22 protein-coding genes are annotated in these 19,291 nt (G+C 56.9%); 13 read left to right on the top strand and 9 right to left on the bottom strand.

The genetic code is table 11. The annotated features are described in order from the left end of the window. A complete protein-coding gene (locus J2S62_RS01295) occupies nucleotides 1-1,644 on the bottom strand; it encodes a thiamine pyrophosphate-binding protein (RefSeq protein ID WP_310170392.1) in 1,644 nt (547 codons plus the stop codon). A 116-nt stretch (nucleotides 1,645-1,760) separates the two neighbouring features. On the opposite strand from J2S62_RS01295, the gene J2S62_RS01290 reads away from it, so the two are divergent. Beyond that, the gene (locus tag J2S62_RS01290) at nucleotides 1,761-2,243 is read left to right on the top strand and encodes an Lrp/AsnC family transcriptional regulator (RefSeq protein ID WP_310170390.1); all 483 of its coding nucleotides are present in this window, start codon (nucleotides 1,761-1,763) and stop codon (nucleotides 2,241-2,243) included. Here the strand turns inward: J2S62_RS01290 and J2S62_RS01285 are convergent. Further along, the gene (locus J2S62_RS01285; RefSeq protein ID WP_310170388.1) at nucleotides 2,240-3,232 is read right to left on the bottom strand and encodes an ATP-binding protein; all 993 of its coding nucleotides are present in this window, start codon (nucleotides 3,230-3,232) and stop codon (nucleotides 2,240-2,242) included. The two genes, J2S62_RS01290 and J2S62_RS01285, sit on opposite strands and share 4 nt — an antisense overlap. Before the next feature lie 85 nt (nucleotides 3,233-3,317). Between J2S62_RS01285 and J2S62_RS01280 the strand changes: the two genes are divergently transcribed. Continuing rightward, entirely contained in the window at nucleotides 3,318-3,998 is a 681-nt protein-coding gene (locus J2S62_RS01280) for a GAP family protein (RefSeq protein ID WP_310170386.1), read from the top strand. A 62-nt stretch (nucleotides 3,999-4,060) separates the two neighbouring features. Here the strand turns inward: J2S62_RS01280 and J2S62_RS13605 are convergent, their stop codons facing one another. Beyond that, complete coding sequence (locus tag J2S62_RS13605) at nucleotides 4,061-4,534, bottom strand: SPW repeat domain-containing protein (protein ID WP_456077485.1); 474 nt, start codon at nucleotides 4,532-4,534, stop codon at nucleotides 4,061-4,063. Nucleotides 4,535-4,771: 237 nt separating this feature from the next. On the opposite strand from J2S62_RS13605, the gene J2S62_RS01270 reads away from it, so the two are divergent. Next, on the top strand, nucleotides 4,772-5,794 hold the full coding sequence (locus tag J2S62_RS01270; RefSeq protein ID WP_310170381.1) for a CPBP family intramembrane glutamic endopeptidase: 1,023 nt from the start codon (nucleotides 4,772-4,774) through the stop codon (nucleotides 5,792-5,794). A gap of 41 nt (nucleotides 5,795-5,835) precedes the next feature. Here J2S62_RS01270 and J2S62_RS01265 read toward each other — a convergent pair whose 3' ends face one another. Continuing rightward, nucleotides 5,836-6,729, bottom strand: a complete 894-nt coding sequence (locus tag J2S62_RS01265) for an SDR family oxidoreductase (RefSeq protein ID WP_310175682.1) — start codon at nucleotides 6,727-6,729, stop codon at nucleotides 5,836-5,838. Between the two features lie 38 nt (nucleotides 6,730-6,767). Then, nucleotides 6,768-7,193: a ChaB family protein gene (locus tag J2S62_RS01260; RefSeq protein ID WP_310170379.1), complete on the bottom strand. Its 426-nt coding sequence runs from the start codon at nucleotides 7,191-7,193 to the stop codon at nucleotides 6,768-6,770. Nucleotides 7,194-7,584: 391 nt separating this feature from the next. Here J2S62_RS01260 and J2S62_RS01255 point away from each other — a divergent pair, with 391 nt between their 5' ends. Both J2S62_RS01255 and J2S62_RS01250 read left to right on the top strand, forming a co-directional pair. Beyond that, entirely contained in the window at nucleotides 7,585-7,875 is a 291-nt protein-coding gene (locus J2S62_RS01255; protein ID WP_310170378.1) for a stress protein, read from the top strand. Nucleotides 7,876-8,071: 196 nt separating this feature from the next. Beyond that, a complete protein-coding gene (locus tag J2S62_RS01250; protein ID WP_310170376.1) occupies nucleotides 8,072-8,218 on the top strand; it encodes a hypothetical protein in 147 nt (48 codons plus the stop codon). A gap of 73 nt (nucleotides 8,219-8,291) precedes the next feature. Here J2S62_RS01250 and J2S62_RS01245 read toward each other — a convergent pair whose 3' ends face one another. The 3 genes from J2S62_RS01245 to rlmN form a co-directional block, all read right to left on the bottom strand. Then, complete coding sequence (locus J2S62_RS01245; protein ID WP_310170374.1) at nucleotides 8,292-9,521, bottom strand: acyl-CoA dehydrogenase family protein; 1,230 nt, start codon at nucleotides 9,519-9,521, stop codon at nucleotides 8,292-8,294. A 115-nt stretch (nucleotides 9,522-9,636) separates the two neighbouring features. Further along, entirely contained in the window at nucleotides 9,637-9,837 is a 201-nt protein-coding gene (locus J2S62_RS01240) for a hypothetical protein (RefSeq protein ID WP_310170372.1), read from the bottom strand. Continuing rightward, a complete protein-coding gene (gene rlmN, locus J2S62_RS01235) occupies nucleotides 9,837-11,195 on the bottom strand; it encodes a 23S rRNA (adenine(2503)-C(2))-methyltransferase RlmN (RefSeq protein WP_310170370.1) in 1,359 nt (452 codons plus the stop codon). The genes J2S62_RS01240 and rlmN overlap by 1 nt, the downstream gene beginning before the upstream one ends. A gap of 217 nt (nucleotides 11,196-11,412) precedes the next feature. Here rlmN and thpD point away from each other — a divergent pair, with 217 nt between their 5' ends. Both thpD and J2S62_RS01225 read left to right on the top strand, forming a co-directional pair. Beyond that, nucleotides 11,413-12,318: an ectoine hydroxylase gene (thpD, locus tag J2S62_RS01230; protein WP_310170368.1), complete on the top strand. Its 906-nt coding sequence runs from the start codon at nucleotides 11,413-11,415 to the stop codon at nucleotides 12,316-12,318. A 455-nt stretch (nucleotides 12,319-12,773) separates the two neighbouring features. Next, complete coding sequence (locus J2S62_RS01225) at nucleotides 12,774-14,063, top strand: type 2 periplasmic-binding domain-containing protein (RefSeq protein ID WP_310170365.1); 1,290 nt, start codon at nucleotides 12,774-12,776, stop codon at nucleotides 14,061-14,063. Between the two features lie 132 nt (nucleotides 14,064-14,195). Here the strand turns inward: J2S62_RS01225 and J2S62_RS01220 are convergent, their stop codons facing one another. Continuing rightward, nucleotides 14,196-14,387 (bottom strand): hypothetical protein, encoded by a 192-nt coding sequence (locus J2S62_RS01220; protein ID WP_310170363.1) that lies wholly within the window; start codon nucleotides 14,385-14,387, stop codon nucleotides 14,196-14,198. 275 nt (nucleotides 14,388-14,662) lie between these two features. On the opposite strand from J2S62_RS01220, the gene J2S62_RS01215 reads away from it, so the two are divergent. From J2S62_RS01215 to J2S62_RS01190, 6 genes are all read left to right on the top strand, one after another. Then, complete coding sequence (locus J2S62_RS01215; protein ID WP_310170359.1) at nucleotides 14,663-15,103, top strand: Hsp20/alpha crystallin family protein; 441 nt, start codon at nucleotides 14,663-14,665, stop codon at nucleotides 15,101-15,103. A 326-nt stretch (nucleotides 15,104-15,429) separates the two neighbouring features. Continuing rightward, complete coding sequence (gene rraA / locus J2S62_RS01210) at nucleotides 15,430-15,930, top strand: ribonuclease E activity regulator RraA (protein WP_310170357.1); 501 nt, start codon at nucleotides 15,430-15,432, stop codon at nucleotides 15,928-15,930. Between the two features lie 85 nt (nucleotides 15,931-16,015). Then, nucleotides 16,016-16,468, top strand: a complete 453-nt coding sequence (locus J2S62_RS01205; protein ID WP_310170355.1) for a pyridoxamine 5'-phosphate oxidase family protein — start codon at nucleotides 16,016-16,018, stop codon at nucleotides 16,466-16,468. A 111-nt stretch (nucleotides 16,469-16,579) separates the two neighbouring features. Next, complete coding sequence (locus J2S62_RS01200; protein ID WP_310170352.1) at nucleotides 16,580-18,565, top strand: aconitate hydratase; 1,986 nt, start codon at nucleotides 16,580-16,582, stop codon at nucleotides 18,563-18,565. Nucleotides 18,566-18,734: 169 nt separating this feature from the next. Further along, nucleotides 18,735-19,046 carry a metal-sensitive transcriptional regulator gene (locus tag J2S62_RS01195; RefSeq protein WP_310170350.1) on the top strand — a complete coding sequence of 104 codons (312 nt, stop codon included), beginning with the start codon at nucleotides 18,735-18,737 and terminating at the stop codon, nucleotides 19,044-19,046. A 14-nt stretch (nucleotides 19,047-19,060) separates the two neighbouring features. Then, nucleotides 19,061-19,291, top strand: a complete 231-nt coding sequence (locus J2S62_RS01190) for a heavy-metal-associated domain-containing protein (RefSeq protein ID WP_310170347.1) — start codon at nucleotides 19,061-19,063, stop codon at nucleotides 19,289-19,291.

Below are 19,291 nucleotides of genomic sequence, written 5' to 3'. Positions count from 1 at the left end.
TTACCCGGTCGCACCCGGCCGCATGGCAGGATGAGCGAATTCTGTGGAGATCCGAATATTCACGACGGCAACCCCGTCTGCGCCGCTGCTTAACCACTGGGCAAAATCATCAAGGTCTTCCAGTGTGTTAACGGTGATACCAATGCCGCCCATAGCTTGCCCAACCGCGGCGAAGTCGACATATGGCAGATACATGGCGCTCGGATCGGCTCCTTGTACGGCATACTGATGGATCTCAGCCCCGTATGCTGCGTCATTGAAAACGATCACTGCACCGCGGTCTGTCTGGTTGATGAAGGTCCCCAAGTCGGCCAGTGCCATTTGGCCGCCGCCATCGCCGGAAATACAGACCGTAAATTTCTCCGGACTCCCGACAGACGCTCCAACGGCGGAGCCAAAACCGAGACCAATAGATTGGAAGGCCGTGCCCACCGCAATGAGGCTGGCCGGGTCTGGGATGTCGAAGCGTTCGCCGATCCAGGTGATGTAGTGGCCGCCGTCCAGCACGATCTGGCGGTTGGCGGGCAGGATTTCGTTCAGTTTCGCCGCCACGTGGCGTGGATTGAGGTATCCGTCGGTACCGTAGACCGGTTCGTGGTCGAGCCCGTCTGTGCCGATGAGGCCGGGCAATTCTTGGCGGTAGGAGGATGGCCGCGGCTGCAGCGACTCGACGGCATGCAGCAGTCTGGGCAGCGCGTCGGTCAAGTCCGCGAAGACGGTCTGTGCGGTCGGCAGGGTCTGGTTCCATTTATCGCTGAGATCAATCCGGTAAATATTGTCCGTCCCGAATAAGGTGCCCTTCCGGGTTTGGAACGCGTTGCTGGTGGCGCCCAGGATGAGCACCATGTCAGCGGCGTGCACCGCAGGAAGTTTGTGTTCCGGGGTGAAACCACCGGCTATGCCCAGGCTATGCTCTGAGCCGCAGACGTTCGAAGCGGTCAAGGAATGCATAAAGACTGCACCTACCGCATCACCGAGTCGGCGTACCAGTTGGCCGGTACCGGTGCGGACCACGCCACCGCCGGTCACAATCAGGGGTCGCTTGGCTGTCACCAGTGCTTGGGCGATCGTCTGCAGTTGCTCATCGCTGGCAGTCGGCTGCGCGATGGGTTCATATGCCTCATGCGATGCCCGATCACCCGCAGGGCGTGGCCCAAGGTCGTAGGGCACCAACACCATGACCGGTTCCTGGCCATCTTCAGCCATGTCGAAAGCACGGGTGAGCGTCGCGGTGACATTATCGGCGCTGATCGTCATGACCGGGATGTTCAGCCCTACGGTCACGGTCTGCTGGTCGATATCGAAGGGGCGGCGCCCTGTCGAAGGAGCGTCACCAACCACAACAACCATCGGGATCCGAGCCAATTGCGCTTCCGCCAAGCCGGTCGCCATATTAGTGAATCCCGCACCGTACGTTGCCGTCGCCACCGCGAGTTTGCCCGTGGCCCGGTAGTAGGCATCGGCTGCGGTGACCGCTGCGACCTCATGACGCACGCCGGTAAAAGCGAAGCCCTGCGATGTCAGCCCGGAAATGAGTTCGACGTTGCCGTTCCCCATCAGCCCGAATACTCTGTCGACCCGTTGGGTGATGATACGAACCATTTCTTCGGTGACGGTGGTGTGTTGGACCGGTGACTGCACCATGGTGGGATCTCCTGCTCGCTATACTCATGATCAGCATCACGCAAGGCAGCAGAACGGACAAGAGCTTTAGAAAAAATTGAGCATTATGCCGAGTACAACGTAGAAAGAAGAGCAGAATGACAAACAGGGATGCCCGTCGTGAACTGGACGGGCTGGACGCTGAGATCCTGCTGGCGCTGATCGATCAGCCGACGGCCACTACAGTGGCACTGGCCCAACGCTTATCGGTGTCACGGAATACCGTGCAGGCACGGTTACAGAAACTCAATGACAACGTGCTGGACTCGTTCCAGCGTCGCCTGTCCCCTCGATCATTGGGTTACGAGGTGAGTGCGTTTATGAATGCTTCGATCCGGCAGGGGTATGACAAAGAAACCATGGCCGCGCTCTCCGAGATTCCCGAGGTGCTCGAGATATATGCAACGACCGGGGATGCTGATCTCCGGTTAACAGTCGTGGCTGAGTCCCCCGAGGACCTGTATCGCGTCAACCGGCTGATCTTAGAGATCCCGGGTATCGTGCGTACCTCAACCGCAGTGGTGTTGAAGGAGTTTCTGAGCTACCGCATCAAACCGTTGTTACAGCGGATTGCTGATTAGTACTCGTCATCGAGCAGAAACGCACCGCGGTTGGTGAGCGCATAGATGAGGTCGTCTTGGGTGACTTTTGCTTCATTGCGCATGATCGCGGCCTTAGCGGCTGATCGTGCTGCAATGGTCAGCTCAGCCTGCGACAGCCCTTCGAAGTACTGTTCGTAGATGTCGACTTCGTTCATCACGGGTTCTGGCGCTCGGTCGCCGAGCTGGGAACGAATGACGCGCATCGCCTCCTCCGGGGAGGGCAGCGAGAAAGTTAGCACCGTATCGAAGTGCCGGAACATCGACCGATCCAACACCCCGCGGCGGTTCGTGGCCGCAATCGCCACCGACCCCTTCCCCAGCACGTCCACAAAGAGCAGGAACGCTTTAAACACCCGACGGGTCATCCCTGAGGCGGTGTCGTCCCCGATGGTGTCGAACACATCGAAGAGGTACACGGCACGGCGCCGCGCGAGCCGGTCGAACACCTCGCGTAACGAGGGGACGTCTTCTTCGGCCGAATACACATTGAGCAGGTTATCCAGATAAACGGTGACCAGCGGAATGCCCAGTTCAGCGGAGATCACCTCGGCGGTGGCGGTCTTACCGGTACCTGCCGGGCCTTCCATCAGCACACGGTGGGCGGGGGTGAATCCGAAATCGCGAAGCAGTGCTGCGTTGCGGTGCTCTTCGAGAATCTGGCGGACGCGTTCTACGAGGTCGCCAGAGATGGTGAGTTCGTTGAAGTCTGCATCTGGTCTGGCGACCTGAATGAATTCGGCGAGATCCGAGTCGATATCGACCCCGAGGTCGTCTTCTTCAACGGTCTGCAGTTCTACGGCTTCTCCGCGTGCTTCTTCGATAGCCTTGCGGATTTCGGTCGCTGCGTTTCGTCGACCTTCGGACAGTTCCCGGTGTGCCACGTCTAGGGCCACCGCATAGAAACCGTCTTCGTCACCAGCAGCGTGGTTCGCCACCATAGCCGCGATATCGTGGCTGAGTCCTGACATTGTTGTATCAAATCCTTGAAAAAATGAATCGCTGCAACACTACCATCAACTATAGTGAGCATGCTGTCTAACCTCGAAAGGTGCCATGAGTTTCGCTAGCATTGTTGCACTGATCGGGCTCGCGTTCCTGGATGCGTCGACATTATCAACGCTGCTCATACCCTTGTGGCTAATTTCCAAGCCCGGTCCATTTCAGCCGCGACGACTCGTCACCTACTTGGTCGTGACCGCCGGGACGTATCTCGTCTTGGGGATCGTGGTCCTCACGGTCGCGTCGCATCTTATCGATACCTACCTCGACACTCTCCAGGGGCCCCTTGCGGATCGGATCTTCATTGGGCTCGGGGTGCTGGTCATCATTATGGGCATCATCGGCATTTTTCGTAGTCGGCGAGAAGCCAAGCCGGGGCCCTCAGTCATCACTCGATTACGCGATAAGGCGCTGGCATCCAACACGTCGACGGCTACCCTGGCGGTGGCCGCGATCGCAGTGGAAGCCGCGACGATGTGGCCGTATTTGGTGGCGATTAGTCTCATCGCGACCAACGGTTCCGGGCTACCCCTCGATATTTTTTGGCTGGCCTTCTACAACGTCTTGATGATCCTGCCGGCCATCATCCTGACGTGGGCGCGAACAAAATATCCAACACAAACTGACCTGCTGTTATCCAAAACCCAGGAGACCATGAGCGCTGCGGGTTCGACTTTTACGTCGTGGTTGGCGATTGTAATCGGTGCGGGGATTATCGTGGCGCAGCTACTCTGACCGTTAAACGTTCATAGCGGCTCACGGTGGGGGCCTTCTTATTTGAGACAGCAGTTAAGCGCTTATGTGCGTTGAGTAGCGTTGGTCGCTGACCTGCCTGTGCGGTTTCGATGTGAAGCAAGCAAGGACAGGACAATCAGTGCGGCTCCGACGAACCAGGAAGTCATGATCGCGGTACGCTCTTCTGTGTGTGCGTTGAAGAATGCCGAGACGATGATCACGGCACCGAGCACCATTTTCATAAACTCAGCCAAAGTCGACGATGCTGTGCTTCCAGCCCACACGGAGACAGCGACGACTAGGAGACCTAACGTCATGAACAGACCTACCGGCGCACTCGGGGTCCAGAGTGGCGCTAAGGCAAAGTAGATGCCGAGTCCCACACTGACCCAATCCTGCCAAGCCGCCCAGCGCCGCCTCTTTCCAACCACCGCGTCATGGACTAACGGGTGACGAAGCGTCCCAGGGGCGTCCCTCTTTTGCACCGTAAAAGTGGTTTTCGATTGTACAGCTGAGTTAGCATGCTTCTTAGCCATCAGCCTCGCCTCCAAAGTCTCCATAGGACGTGTTTTGCGGTCGGCTCGCGAACAATGGCGTTACTACAATTGTAGCGCTGGCGCTTCCGCGTCACCATGGGGAAGTAGCCAAACTTTTAGTAGTCGAGGCGACGATTTTTCTATGATGGATCACCGTGTCCTACCAACCCGCCCACCTGGATCCCTCGTGGATGTGGCTCTATACAATTTCAGGCCGGGTGGGATTACACTGGCGGTATGCATCGCGCGCACCTTTTGCCCACGTCACCACCGAACCGGCGCAGTATCCCGTGGCGGCACATCGCATGGTTCATCGTCCTGACCTTCGGGCTGACATGGCTCGTCGCCTTACCGTTGTATCTTGTGGACGAGCCGGTCACCATGCAACTGTTATATCTGCCCGTCTCGTTGGTCATGATGGGGATCCCCGGGTTCATCGCATGGCTCATCGTGCGCAAAAACCGACCCAAGGGACAGCGCGCTGCAGCACTCGGATTTACCCGGCCTCGGCCAGTGCCACGCTTCATCGGATATCTGGCGTTAGCGTTTATCATTCCGGTCGGCATTGGCCTGTTGAGCTTACCGCTGGCCGCGGGGCTTGGCCTCTACGAAGCCGACTTCGCGAACCTGTCCGGACTGCAAGACACCTTTGCTGACGCAGGGGTTACCGGCATTCCAATTGAAGTCTTGCTCATCGGCCAATTCATCAACGTGGTGCTGGCATCCTGGTTCATTAACCTGCTGCCGGCACTCGGCGAAGAGATCGGTTGGCGCGGGTGGCTGACACCTCAGCTCCTACCCCTCGGCGTGCTGCCGACCATCATCATTACCGGGCTGATATGGGGGCTGTGGCACACCCCGTTGATGCTGCTGGGCCACAACTATCCCCACCTGCCCGGCTGGCTCGCGGTGGTGTTCATGGTCATCTTTTGCACCCTCATTGGCGGGGTGCTGACCTGGCTGACGATCCGAACCAACTCGGTCTGGCCCGCCGCCCTGGGTCACTCGACTATCAACGCGACTGCTGGACTACCCCTGCTCTTCTCAGCCGATGGTACCTATGATCCCGCCCATGTGGGGATCGCTGGCACCACCGGGTGGATCATCACCGCGGTCCTGGTGGCGGTCCTTCTCCTGACGAAGTCATTTCGAACTGCACCACCTGCGGAGGTCGATGCGGGCAAGGCATGGCCAGGAGATTTCCCTACACACGCGCCCGATGCGCCACATCCCGGGGCGCCAGACAGCAAAAAGCCCTAGAGCCCGACGCGCTCGGACCCTAGGGACTTTTCACCCGGACGTTATGGAGTCGGGATGCCTCCATTGACATGGAGCGTTTCACCGATCACATAGCTCGATTCGGCTGAAGTGAGGAATACGAACGCGGGTGCCACCTCGGTTGGCTGACCGGCACGACCCAGCGGAGTATTCTGCCCAAAGTGCGGCAGTTTTTCCTTTGGCTGCCCATCGGATGGCTGGATTGGTGTCCAGATCGGACCGGGAGCTACGGCATTGACGCGGATCCCTTTGGGTGCCAGCTGTTGGCCAAGCCCCTTGCTGAAGTTATTAATCGCCGCCTTGGTGGAGGCGTAGTCAATGAGCATCGGGTTGGGGTTATACCCTTGGATCGAGGTCGTATTCACGATGGTTGATCCCGCCGGCAGATGCTTGAGCGCGGCCTTCGTGATCCAAAACATCGCCTGGATGTTGGTCTTGTATGTTTGTTCCCACTGATCATCGGGCAACTCAGTCAGGTCCTCGGCGATAATCTGCTTACCGGCGTTATTGACCAACGCATCCAGACCCTCGAGCTGGCGGGCGGCATCTTCAACTAACTGCGTGCAGAACTCTTTGTCGCGAATATCCCCTGGCAGGGCGACCGCCTTGCGACCGGTCTCGCGGATGGTTTCGATGACGTGCTGTGCATCTTCTTCTTCGACTTCAAGATAATTTAGCGCGACATCGGCGCCTTCACGGGCAAAGGCGATGGCTACTGCCGCACCGATCCCGGAGTCAGCGCCGGTGATGAGTGCTTTTCGGCCCTCAAGTCGTCCAGTGCCGCGATACGATTCTTCCCCGTGGTCTGCCTTGGGGGTGATCTCTTCATCGAATCCGGGTTCGGGCTGATCCTGTTTCGGTGGGCTAATTTGTGGGAAGCGGTCTACTGGGTTCTGGAAGGTCAACTGGTCTGTCATCATGCAGCCTCCTTACGGCCTGTGTTCGGCGTGAACGTCTAAGAGTTTTTCGATGTGCGGCGGTTGCTTTCTTTTTGTAGCGCGTCGATCAGTTCGTCTTTGGTCATTTTTGAACGGCCAGAGATGTCGAGCTTTTTAGCCTGTTCATACAGGTGTTCTTTCGAGGCGTTCGTATCGACACCGCCTGATGTGTCACGGTCTTGTCCGCCCTGCTTTTTCTCTTCGGACTTAGGTTCAGAAGGCCCGGAGTCCCCCGGCTTGGGTTCCCAGCGGTCCCCTACCTTCTCATGGGTTTGTTTGAGCGCGTCATAAGCCGTGCGGTGTGCACGCTCTTCGTCGTTATATTGGTCCATCGCGGAGTCATAGGCTTTGGCAAATGTCCGCTGTGCCTTCTCATTCGAGCGCTTCAATGTGTCAGGAAGTTCAGATTTCTTTGCGTCGCCAGATTTCGAAGTTTTCGGCATGGAGTCCACTCCTTCTAGTAGGCGGCCGGTGCTCACTACGCTAACAATGCTGTTCGGCACGACGGAAGATCTGTTGGGTTGAAGCTTTTCAGCTTGGGAACCACGCTTCTGGGTTCCTTGTCGGTCGGAGGTGAAGGCCAAGAAGGCTCTCTTGTTCGCGTTCAACAAATGTCACATCCTGGATTTTTCCTCAAAAGCGCACTCCCTTCCGCAGGATCATGCGATCGCAGCAAATCCGAATTTTCAGCTACCGTTCAGTTAGAAGAATTTTCAATTTTTTCGACCAGAATCCCTTGTATTTTTCTTTCTGAATTTCCTAACGTGGAGGGCGGAAGCAAAAGCTTCACAGTGTGTTTCAGGCACACTCGGTGTAATCGAAAGGAGACTGTAAATGGCTGATAACAACAACCCAGGACAGTTCGGAAACCGTAACGATACCGAGGAACAAGCACGCAAAGGCGGCGAACAGAGCCCAGGCCAGTTCGGTGCAAGTGAAGGCGCTGATCCGTCGCGCGCCGGCCAAAAAGGCGGCGAAGAAAGCCCCGGTCGTTTCGACGGCTCGGAAGGCGCCGACCCATCGAAGGCTGGTCAAAAAGGTGGCGAACAGAGCCCAGGCCAGTTCGGTGCTAGCGAAGGCGCAGATCCAGCAGAGGCTGGACGTAAAGGCGGCCGCAACTCCTAAGCGAGTGCCCACGCCACAATAATCAAATATTTCCATCGGCGGGAGGTGTAGACCTCCCGCCGATGTTGTGTTAAACACCACAAATAAACACACTAAAAACCATTACAGTAGCGTCGATTCGTTATGTTCAAACGAGCCGCTGTCTCTTAAGCTTGAACCCATCGCAGAAAACACTGCGCTATGGAAGGAGATACTTATGTGGCTCATCCTAATTTTGGTTGGTCTAGCAATGATCCTCTTCGGTGTACTCGTTGAGGCCGCCCAAGTACTGATCTGGCTCGGGGTAATCCTCGCAGCCGTTTCGGTTATCCTGTGGATCGTCCGCAACGCCAGAGCAGGCTAGCCGAAGTATCGAACACCAGAAAAGCCAAGGGCCACGGATTTTTCCGTGGCCCTTGTGCTATCAAGAAAGCTGGTTAGGCGAAGGCGCCGTGACCGGTGATATCGCGTCCGACCAGCAGCGCCTGGACCGATTCGGTTCCCTCATAGGTGTGAATACCTTCGATATCGGCCATATGCTGGATCACTCCGTTTTCTAACAGGATCCCGTTGCCGCCGAGCATATCGCGCGCATCAGCGGCAATTCGGCGAGCGACCCGAGTGTTGTTGTACTTTGCTAGAGCAGCCTGGGTCGGTTTGAGCGTTCCGGCAGCTTCCAGTTCAGCGATGCGAACCATGTATAACTGCATCGACACCAGATCAGACAGCATCCGGGTCAGGCGCTCTTGGATCATCTGATGTTCGGCCAGGTATTTTCCGAACTGTCGACGCTGGGTCGAATATGAAAGTGCGGATTCAAAGACGGCCGTTGCATGCCCCAGAGCGGACCAGGCGACACCGATGCGGGTTGCATACAGTACCTCGGAAACGTTGCGGAACGATTTCACACCGGGGATCAATGCATCCGTACCGACTTTCACGTCGTCGTAGTAAATGTGAGCTTGATCGATGGCCCGTAGCACCCCTTTGTGGCGGATGGGTGTCCCGCTATACCCTTCGGCGTCTTGCGGCACGATAAACCCACGGACTTTGCCATCGTCGTCGGCGCCTTGATCAGCCACGCGTGCAAAGGTGATCGTGATGCCACCGGAGGAACCGTTGCCGATCCACCGTTTAGAACCGCGGATGACATAAGAGCCATCGGTCTGGCGGGTTGCGGTGGTTTCCAGTCCGGTGGAGTCGGAACCGTGATCCGGCTCCGTCAGACCAAACGCGGCTGGCAGGTCCACGTTGGCGATGGCTTTGACGTATTTGGCCTGTTGTTCCTCGGAGCCAAACATCGTGATGGTGCGCAATGCTAGGCCACCCTGGACGGCAAGGATGGTCCCGAGCGAGCCATCCACACGCGAAAGTTCCATGTTCACTAGACCGGCTGCCAGTGGAGAGAATTGTTCGAGATCTGGGTGGTCTACGCCGTCATTGATCAGGCCTACCTGGCCCATGGCCCGAGCGACTTCTAGCGGGTAGTGGTGGTCGTTCCAGCCCTGGCGCATGGTTTCGACGTGGGCCTGGGCGAAGTCTCGGGTGCGCTGCCAAATCTTGCGATCCGCCTCAGGGATATCGGAAAACACTGCGTAATAGTCCGTGTCGAGCGCGTCGGTGAGTTGGTATTCCGGTTCTTGGTTTCCAGGGAAGGACTTGGCCATGAGACCTCTTTCAGGATCGCGACAGGTATACCTCTCAATCTAGTCCGGTTTTGAAAGCACCGAAATATCATGAACGCGCGGTATCGGGTACTGTGACCTGTCTGGAGACCGTGGGCTATTCGGACCGGTTAAACATCCAGAGTCCAATGCTGGCACCCAGTATTTTTACCGAACCCAGCCCAATCATCACCCAATGTTCTGTGGTGAGCTGGCCATCGCCGGTCAGTATGTTGAGCACCGCAGCTCCGGCAAGTAAGAGTCCAACGATCAGGGTGAAGACCCAGAGGACTTTGATGCCGGATGCGTGTTTATGCATCAGTCATCTTCGGCCGCGAGCTGTCCGCAGGCGCCATCGATTTCTTTTCCTCGAGTATCACGAAGGGTGGTTGGTACGCCGGCATCGTTGAGGCGGTCAATGAATTCTTGCGTGACGTCTGGTTCCGATGCGGTCCATACCGAACCCGGGGTGGGGTTCAGCGGGATCGGATTGACGTGGGCCCACCCGCGGCCGCGGGCATTGATTTTTTTGGCCAACAGATCGGCACGCCAACCGTGATCATTCATGTCTTTGATCAGAGCGTATTCGATAGAAACACGACGCCCAGTTTGAATGTAGTAGTTGAAGGCCGCATCGAGCGCTTCGTCAGCGTCCCAGCGGGAGTTCACGGGGATCATCTGATCGCGCAGTTCATTATCGGGCGCGTGCAAGGACAGCGCAAAGGTGACTGGGATGCCCTCGGCGGCAAGCTTGTTAATCGCAGGAACCAGCCCAACGGTGGATACGGTGATATTGCGGGCTGACATCCCCAAACCGGCAGGTGCATCATCGACCATCCGGTGGACTGCGTTCATCACCCGGCGATAGTTAGCCAGCGGTTCGCCCATGCCCATAAAGACGACGTTGGTGACGCGTTCGATGTCGCGGCCACCTTCTGGCACGCCAAGTTGTCCGTCGGCAATCACCCGGTTGGCTGCGATAATTTGGTCGACGATTTCGGCGGTGGAAAGATTTCGGGTCAGTCCGGCCTGCCCGGTGGCACAGAACGGGCAGTTCATGCCGCAACCGGCCTGCGAAGAAACACATAGGGTGATGCGGTTTTGATAGCGCATCAGTACGGATTCGACCAGCACACCGTCGAAGAGTTTCCACAGGAATTTGATGGTCTGGCGGTCTTCTGTCTCGATCCTGCGCACTTCGGTCAGCAGCTGCGGGAAGAAGTTCTCGACAAGGTCTTGACGCTTATCAGCCGGTAGATCTGTCATATCGGCTGGATCAGTCGTGTAGTGGCTGAAGTAGTGGGTCGACAGCTGACGAGCCCGGAACGCCGGTAGGCCCAGTTCCTTGACCTTTTCTTCACGCTCAGACATGGACATATCCGCAAGATGCTGAGCGGGCTGAGTGACTCGCGGCTGTTTAAACTGCAGCAGCGGACGACCTTCAGTATCGGTCTGCTGGGTCCAGCCTTCGGTGCGAGGTTGCACCTGTGGACGGGGGCGTTCCATCGCTGGACGGACACCGTTCTGGGCAAGGCGCGCGCGCTCATCGGCGAGCTGCTCTACCTCGGGATCCAAAAATTGTTTGCGCGGCGGGTTGAGCTTCAGACGACCGGAGCGGTCTTTCTGAGGCTTCATCGGCCGGGTGCCAGGTTCGCGAGGTATATACTTCTGTGCCATCTGCCATATTGTCTCACACGGCTTCACGATATGATAATGCAGATTTCTCACTTCTCTTGCGGCGATAGTTCCGCGTGTGCTTTTACGAGCACGAACTGTTGCAGAGTAAAAATCTGCTGGGTAGCGTCGAAGCCACCAGCTGGCTCTCTATCAGCTGTTTAACAACTCAACTGACCCCAGAGGTTCTAAGCACATTCTGTGTACGAAGGGAGAAACGTTGACAACGACTCAAGATTCAACCACCCACGATCTCTATCCCACTCGTTCCGTTCCAGAGACGCGAGTATTCGACCGTCAAGGACCCGTGGTGTACGGCAGCGCCGAAGACGGCCCCATGGATGCCGAGCTGCTGAAACACTTTGACGACAAGGGTTATCTGGTCATCGATCAGATCATCACCAAAGATGAACTGGCCGAACTCCAGGCTGAACTGAAACGCCTCGCCGAAAACGCCGACGTAAAGGCGGACGACCGCACCGTTGTGGAACCCAAGTCCAACGAAGTGCGCTCGATCTTCGAGGTGCACAAGACCAACGAGATTATCAAAAAGATCGCGAATGATCCGCGTCTGGTTCGCCGCGCCGAACAGATCCTAGGCTCCCAGGTCTACATCCACCAGAGCCGGATCAATTACAAGCCCGGCTTTGCCGGCAAAGAGTTCTCCTGGCACTCGGATTTCGAAAGCTGGCACGCCGAAGACGGTCTACCCGAACCTCGCGCCCTGAGCATTTCGATCCTGCTGACCGACAACTACTCGTTCAACGGTCCGCTGATGATCATGCCGGGCTCGCACAAGAAGTACATTTCCGTACCGGGTGCCACACCAGAGAATAACTACAAACAGTCACTGGTCATGCAGGGTGCAGGCACCCCGAGCGAAGAAACCCTGACCGAATTTGCTGACACCTACGGCATTGACGTGCTCACAGGCAAGGCAGGCGATGCCATTATCTTCGACTCCAACTGCATGCACGCCTCGAACAGCAATGTCACCCCGTTTTCTCGCTCGAATGTGTTTTTGGTGTACAACTCGGTGGAAAACGCTGCCGTTGAGCCATATGCGGCTCCAGGGCGTCGTCCCGAGTTTATCGCGAGCACGGATTTCACTCCGGCTGGCTCCTAGCATGATCGCTTGATCCCGGCAGACCGGTCAAAACGATCGGACCACCCGGGTAGATCATTCAGCTGCCCTGTCAGGACATCATCCAACTGACAGGGCAGTTGCTTTTCGCGCTCCCGTAGACCGAGCTACGGGAGGCATATCCGAAAACCAAGAGATCTGCTGCCCCCCTACACCAAAAACCGCAGCGGTTCTTCTACAACGCTCACTGCTCTAGAGCTCAGGTGCCCCTAGTTTCGTCGTCGGGATGGCGCTGAGGTGTGAACCTCGACCCGCTGACCTGCCTGATGAGGCTCGTAAAGATTCTTTTAAAGTTGCTCAAATGATTGCACCGCTATTTTGTACGTGCCTATAATAAGCCTGGCCTGTGATGCTCATCACGTTTACCCGCGAGGGTGAATCCATCGTCCAGGGCACACCTATGTGGCTTCGCAAGTAGGCCAGGAGAGCGAGTGAATATGAACATATCCGGAAACGCGTCAAGAGAAAAGCAGCGCCTCAGGGCAGTCGTGACCACCTGCGCGGCACTGGCTTTGCTAACTGCTTGCGCCGGCGACGCTGGCAACGCAGACGCTAGCGATGGAGGCGAAGGGTTTCCCTACGGCGCCGAACAGTCAGAAGTCGATGCGGTACTCGAAGGCCTTGAACCGGTCCAACTTACCGTACAAGCAGGGGCACCAGCGGAGAACTCCATTTCTGGTCGGCGCATGATGGACTTCAAAGAAGAAATCGAGACTCGATCAAACGGACAGATCGAGATCGACATCGCCTGGGGCATGGCGGTGGCCGGATACCCAGAGGCGGTCGATGCGGTAGTCGACGGGCGCGTAGATATTTCCTATCACCTGGTTTCTTATGAGCCGCAGCGGTTCCCGGAGGCAAGCGCTATTGGCACCGCGCTCGGCCTCGTCGAGTACTCCCCGAAGGTCGGAGAGATGGTGACCAATGCGGTCGCAAACGAGATCGGTTGGAATGACGAGGCGCTTTTAGATCGCTACGAGGCGGAAGGCGTCACGACGATTACCCCTCTGCTCGGCAACGGAGCATACTCGCTCAACTGCAACTCAGAGATCAATACCGCAGAGGACCTTGCCGGCTCGCAAGTTCGTGCCGGCAGTGCTGGACAGAGCGATGCGATCGCCCACTTCGACGCCGTTCCTTCGAGCCTTGAGTTTACCGAGGCATTCGAAGCACTGCAGCGTAATACGATCGACTGTGATTTATCGCCGATGAGCGCCAAGGAGATCAGCGGCATCTATGAGGCCGCCCCACACCTTGCATATTCGACTCAGGCAAACTGGCCGCGCTTCTCCGGCACCTACATCGCCGGACCAAGTTTTGAGCAGCTGCCCCTGGCGTATCAGCAGATCATTTTCGACAGCGCGGCAATCATCACAAGTGGCTCAGCCCAAAGCTACGTTGACTCTAACGCTCAGCACATTCAAGACCTCGCCAGCGTCGACGGGACGATCACTGAATTTGATGATGCGTTCCAAGAGGAACTCCAACAGGTGCTCATCGGTCAGGTTGAAGAACAAATTGCGGAGGGCTACCTGCCGGAAGATACGGTCGCAAACATTGAAGAGCTGACCGAAAAATGGTCGCAGCGTGTTGCCGACCTCGGATTCGAAGATGGCGGCGACATGGAGTCGATGGACGAATGGTACTCCGCCGATGAAGACTGGTCGAGCTATGCCTGGGACATGTGGGAGAACTCTGGAGCCCTTGACCACCGCCCCGGGAACTGACCCCGCTCTCATCTCAGAAGCTCTGATCGAGATCAATAGTCTGAAAATTCAGCCGAATGGTCGTCCAGACACACCGGGGCGCCCCGGTTTTTACCCGACCGGAGCGCCCCTGCGACATGTGTCTATGACATGTTAGGCGTAATCGTCGTCGTCTTCTTCAATCGGGACATCGGTCTGTTGGTCCACCCAGTCCACCTCGCTGACCGTGTCCGGCTTGGCCTGCGGGAGCACCAGCTGATCTTCCTCCTCGTCATCTCCGACGAATTGATCGATCAGCACTTCTTCAGGAACTTCAACCTGCGGTTTTTGGTTTTTCGCTGGCATAACGACTCCTTTCGCTGGGCTCTCAGCCTTACATCATCACCACTGAGTTTCAAGACCATAAGGGCTTAGACTCATAAAACCATCGTGCTAGAACCAGCTGCCGCGGCGCAACCCAAAATCGACGCTTAAAATTCTCCACTGACAAGCTTGAAAGCTAAACTTCCCCTAGTCAGAAGCGCTTGCTTTATTTTAGGAATTATGGTATATCCATGAACTATAGGAGGTATGTACCTCCTGTACTACCCGTGGTTTAACGTCCAATGAAAGGAGTATTCATGCTGATGCGCACAGATCCGTTCCGTGAGATTGACCGACTCACCCAACAGCTGTTGGGCACGACCGGCACAACATCGCGTCCGACCATGATGCTCATGGACGCCTGGCGTGATGGCGACACCTTCCACGTCGAATTCGACCTTCCCGGCGTGGATCCGTCGAGCATCGACCTAGACGTCGAGCGCAACGTCGTGACTGTCAATGCACACCGCGAATCGATGGCCGATGAAGTCGAACGGCTAGCAGCCGAACGACCACGCGGACACTTCAGTCGGCAATTGGTGCTCGGTGAGAACCTCGACACCGACAACATCACCGCGAACTATGCCGATGGTGTACTGGCGTTGGAAATCCCGGTCGCGGAATCTGCCAAACCACGCAAGATCGAAATTGGCCATAACGCCAACTCGAGAGGAAGCGCAAAGTCGATCACGTCCTAGCGCATCTACACCCGAACTCGGCCACGAGTTCACCCCGTTATGATCCGAAAGGAGGCACCTGAAAATGAGAAAAACCACCCTCTTCAATTTCTTGACCCCTACCCCTGGCACCCCGCCACTTCAGGTGCCAGATGACGAGTTGGAGTTCGATTGGATTCAGGTATCTGAAACACCCTGCTAATCCATAGGACTCTTTGGTAGATGCGCCGCGGCCCTTTTAGGACCGCGGCACATTTATGCTACCCATGCGCCACCGTTGTCATTACGCTAGAGCAGGTGAGCACTACGCGGAAGAACGTCCATCCCATCCCTGACGAAAGTTGACCATGACATCGCGCGATATTTTTTACACCTCTGACATCTACGACGCCGCTGAACACGAAGTAGCCTCACTGGACCTCCAGCTGGAAAGCCTCGGGACACACCGCCAGTTCCACGGTCGAATTCGCACCGTCTCGTGTCTCCACGACAACGGGCTGGTCAAAGCTATCGCGAATGAACCCGGTGAGGGCCAGGTTCTGGTGGTCGATGGTGGTGGCAGCCTGCACAGCGCGCTGATGGGAGGCAATATCGCCCAAGCCTTTGCTGACAACGGCTGGGCCGGGGTGATCATTCACGGTGCCGTACGTGATCGTCACGAGATCAACGCGCTACCGATGGGTGTCAAAGCGCTCGGCTCGAATCCGCGTAAATCCGCCAAAGACGGCGTCGGCGTTCGTGATATCCCGGTGACCATTCACAACGTCGAATTCATCCCGGGAGCCAGGGTCTACGCCGATGAGGACGGGGTCATCGTCGACGCCCGCGATATACAACCGCTGTCATAGCTTCTAGCCGGGACCTGCAACGCCGACTAGGGTGAAGATCACGACCTGTCCTTCCGAGCGTTATCCCTATGGAAGCGAGCACATCATGGACACTGAAAACCCCATCACCCAGCTCAGCGCAGAAGACGCCCTCAAATTTCTGTCTGAAAGGTCTCTTGGCAGACTCGCGATTTCAATCAATGGCCGGCCCGACGTTTTCCCGGTCAACTATGCCATCAACGCACGTTCCCCCGATGATGTCGTGGCCTATATTCGAGCTTCTGCGGGCAATAAATTATTCGCCACAGCCGTCGGCTCACCGCTCGCCCTGGAAACGGATCTCGTCGAAACCGAAACTGCCACCAGCGCTATCCTGTACGGCACGGCTCGACAAGTCCAATACCCGGACGAACTTCAACTGGTCGACTCTATGGGCCTTACCGCCTGGATTGCCGACTACAAACCCGAAGTCATCGCCATCGATGTCGAGCGCATCTCGGGGCGCACCTTTAAACTAGGTCCCGCTCCGGATAACCCCCTCACCGAGACCCCCGACTGAGCCGGTCAACCGCGCCAAATCTGTGAACAATGCCTAGCCAACCAGGAGCGTTGCGCCTAGGTTAGAAGATGCCCCCTGCCCTTGAACACCGGCAAGAATTGGATGTCAACGATGGCACACAACGTGACAGAAAAGCTCATCCACAGTCACCTGGTCAACGGCACCGCACAGCCGGGCCACGAAATTGGACTACGCATAGACCAAACCCTGACCCAAGATGCCACGGGCACCATGGTGATGCTCGAATTAGAATCTCTGGGTCTGGACCGCATTCAAACCGAATTATCGGTTCAATACGTGGACCACAATTTGCTGCAAACCGATGCGAAGAACCCTGAAGATCACCAGTTTTTGCAGTCTGCAGCCCAGCGCTACGGCCTCTGGTTTTCCAAACCCGGCAATGGCGTATCCCATCCGGTGCACCAGGCCAGATTCGGCCGGCCGGGTGTGACCATGATTGGTTCAGACTCCCACACGTGTGCCGCCGGGGCAATTGGCATGCTGGCCATCGGCGCCGGTGGGTTAGAAATCGCAATGGCCATGGCCGGGGACCCGCTGTATGTGCAGATGCCGGAAGTCTGGGGTGTCGAACTGACCGGACAGTTGCCCGACTGGGTCTCGGCCAAAGATGTCATCCTTGAAATGCTGCGACGCCACGGGGTCAAAGGCGGGACCGGGCGAGTCGTGGAATACTACGGCGACGGCTTGAAACACCTGACTGCGATGGACCGCCATGTGATTGCCAACATGGGCGCCGAACTGGGCGCGACCACCAGTGTCTTCCCGGCCGACGATGTCACCCGAGAATTCTTTGAAGCCGTGGGACGCCCCGAAGACTTCACCGAGTTGATCGCCGATGAAGGCGCAACCTACGACGTCCAAGAACACATCAACCTATCCGAACTCGAACCGCTCATCGCCTACCCATCCTCACCGGGCAACGTCGTCCCCGTGCGCGAAGTCGCCGGGGAAGACGTCTTCCAAGTCGTCGTCGGGTCGTCTGCGAATCCTGGGCTGCGCGATTTCGCGATCGTGGCGGAAATACTTCGCGGACGCCAAGCACACGATCAAGTCTCCTTAGACATCAACCCCACCTCTCGAGAGATCCTGATGGACCTGACCAAAGGCGGATGGACCTTTGAGCTGCTCAGTTCCGGCGCTCGCCTGCATCAGTCCGGCTGTATGGGATGTATCGGGATGGGCCAAGCCCCCGCGATCGGCCGCAACAGCTTGCGCACGATGCCGCGAAACTTCCCCGGCCGTTCAGGTACCGACGAAGACGCCGTCTGGCTATGTTCGCCCGAAACCGCAGCAGCTGCGGCACTGACCGGCAAGATTACCGACCCTCGTGAGCTGGACATGGAATACCCCAGCTTCCAGTTGCCCAAGCAGTACAGCGTCAACAATGACATGCTGCTGCCGCCTCTGGACGAGGAAGAGGCCCGGAAAGTCGAACTGGTCAAAGGCCACAACATCGAGTCCTTACCGGAGTTCGATGATCTCCCCGACGAACTTGAATTGCCCGTCCTGCTCAAGGTCGGTGACAACGTCTCGACCGATGAAATTATGCCCGCCGGTTCACGCGTGCTGCCGTATCGCAGCAACATCCCCAAGATGGCCGAATTCGTGTACATCCAGGTTGATGACACCTATTCCAAGCGAGCCGCGGACAACTCCGGCGAACATGCCATCGTGGGTGGGGACAACTACGGGCAGGGCTCCTCACGCGAACACGCCGTCATCGCGCCCCGATATCTGGGGTTACGCGTGGTCGTAGCGCAATCATTTGCGCGCATTCACTGGCAAAATCTGGCCAACTTCGGGGTGTTGGCCCTCGAATTTGAAAACCCGGAAGACTACGATCGGCTCAGCCAAAACGATGTGCTGCGCTTCACCGGACTTCACGAGGCACTGAAACAGGGTTCGACGATTACCGCTGACCTCAACGGCGAAGAGCTCACACTGCGACACCGGTTGTCCGAACGACAAGTTGACATGGTCTTAGCTGGTGGTCGCATCCCACACCGCGCAGCCGAAAAAGCTAGCTCCGAAGAGACTCCGGAAGAAGAGATCCGGCCCATGCAGCCCGAAGGCTAGCCGGATCACCACATTCGCTCCCTCATGGCATCGTCCCAGGAAGTTCCTGGGACGATGTTTTCGTGTGAAGACTCATTCTTGCACTCTGCCGCAAGCAAATCAGGCTTGACCTATACCCCTAGGGGGTATAGAAATGAAGCTAGCGTTCCAAACGAAACTAGGTGACCCTATGGCAACCACACAAGCTTCGGAACCCGATTCGGTCGGCTATTCCGATACCAAAGATGACTACGTCAAACGGCTTGCTCGTATTGAAGGCCAAGTTCGTGGCATCAAGCGCATGCTCGAAAACGATACGTACTGTATTGATGTGCTCACTCAAATTTCGGCGGTCAATAAAGCGCTCCACTCGCTGAGCCTGGGACTGGTGACCGACCATATGAACCACTGCGTCATCGATGCGGTCGCATCCGGCGATGAAGCAGTTATTGAAGAAAAAGTACAAGAAGTCTCGGCCACTATCGGCCGGCTCCTACGGTAAAGGACGGACATCTCATGGCACAGACCACCCTGCAACTTGAAGGCCTTACCTGCCAGAACTGCGTCGGCTCAGTCTCGAAAGCGCTCTACGGGCTTCCGGGCGTTGCAGAGGTAGACGTTGACTTGGTCAACGATGGTATCTCAACCGCGATCGTCACCTCGAACCCGACGCCTTCCCCCGAACAGTTCCAGACCGCCATCAACGACGCCGGATATACCGTCGTTGACTACTCCTTCAACATCTAA

It is taken from the genome of Enteractinococcus fodinae (assembly GCF_031458395.1).
Lineage (GTDB): Bacteria > Actinomycetota > Actinomycetes > Actinomycetales > Micrococcaceae > Yaniella > Yaniella fodinae.
The sequence above is the reverse complement of the archived record's forward strand: the minus strand, read 5'-3'. Positions and strand labels throughout refer to the sequence as shown.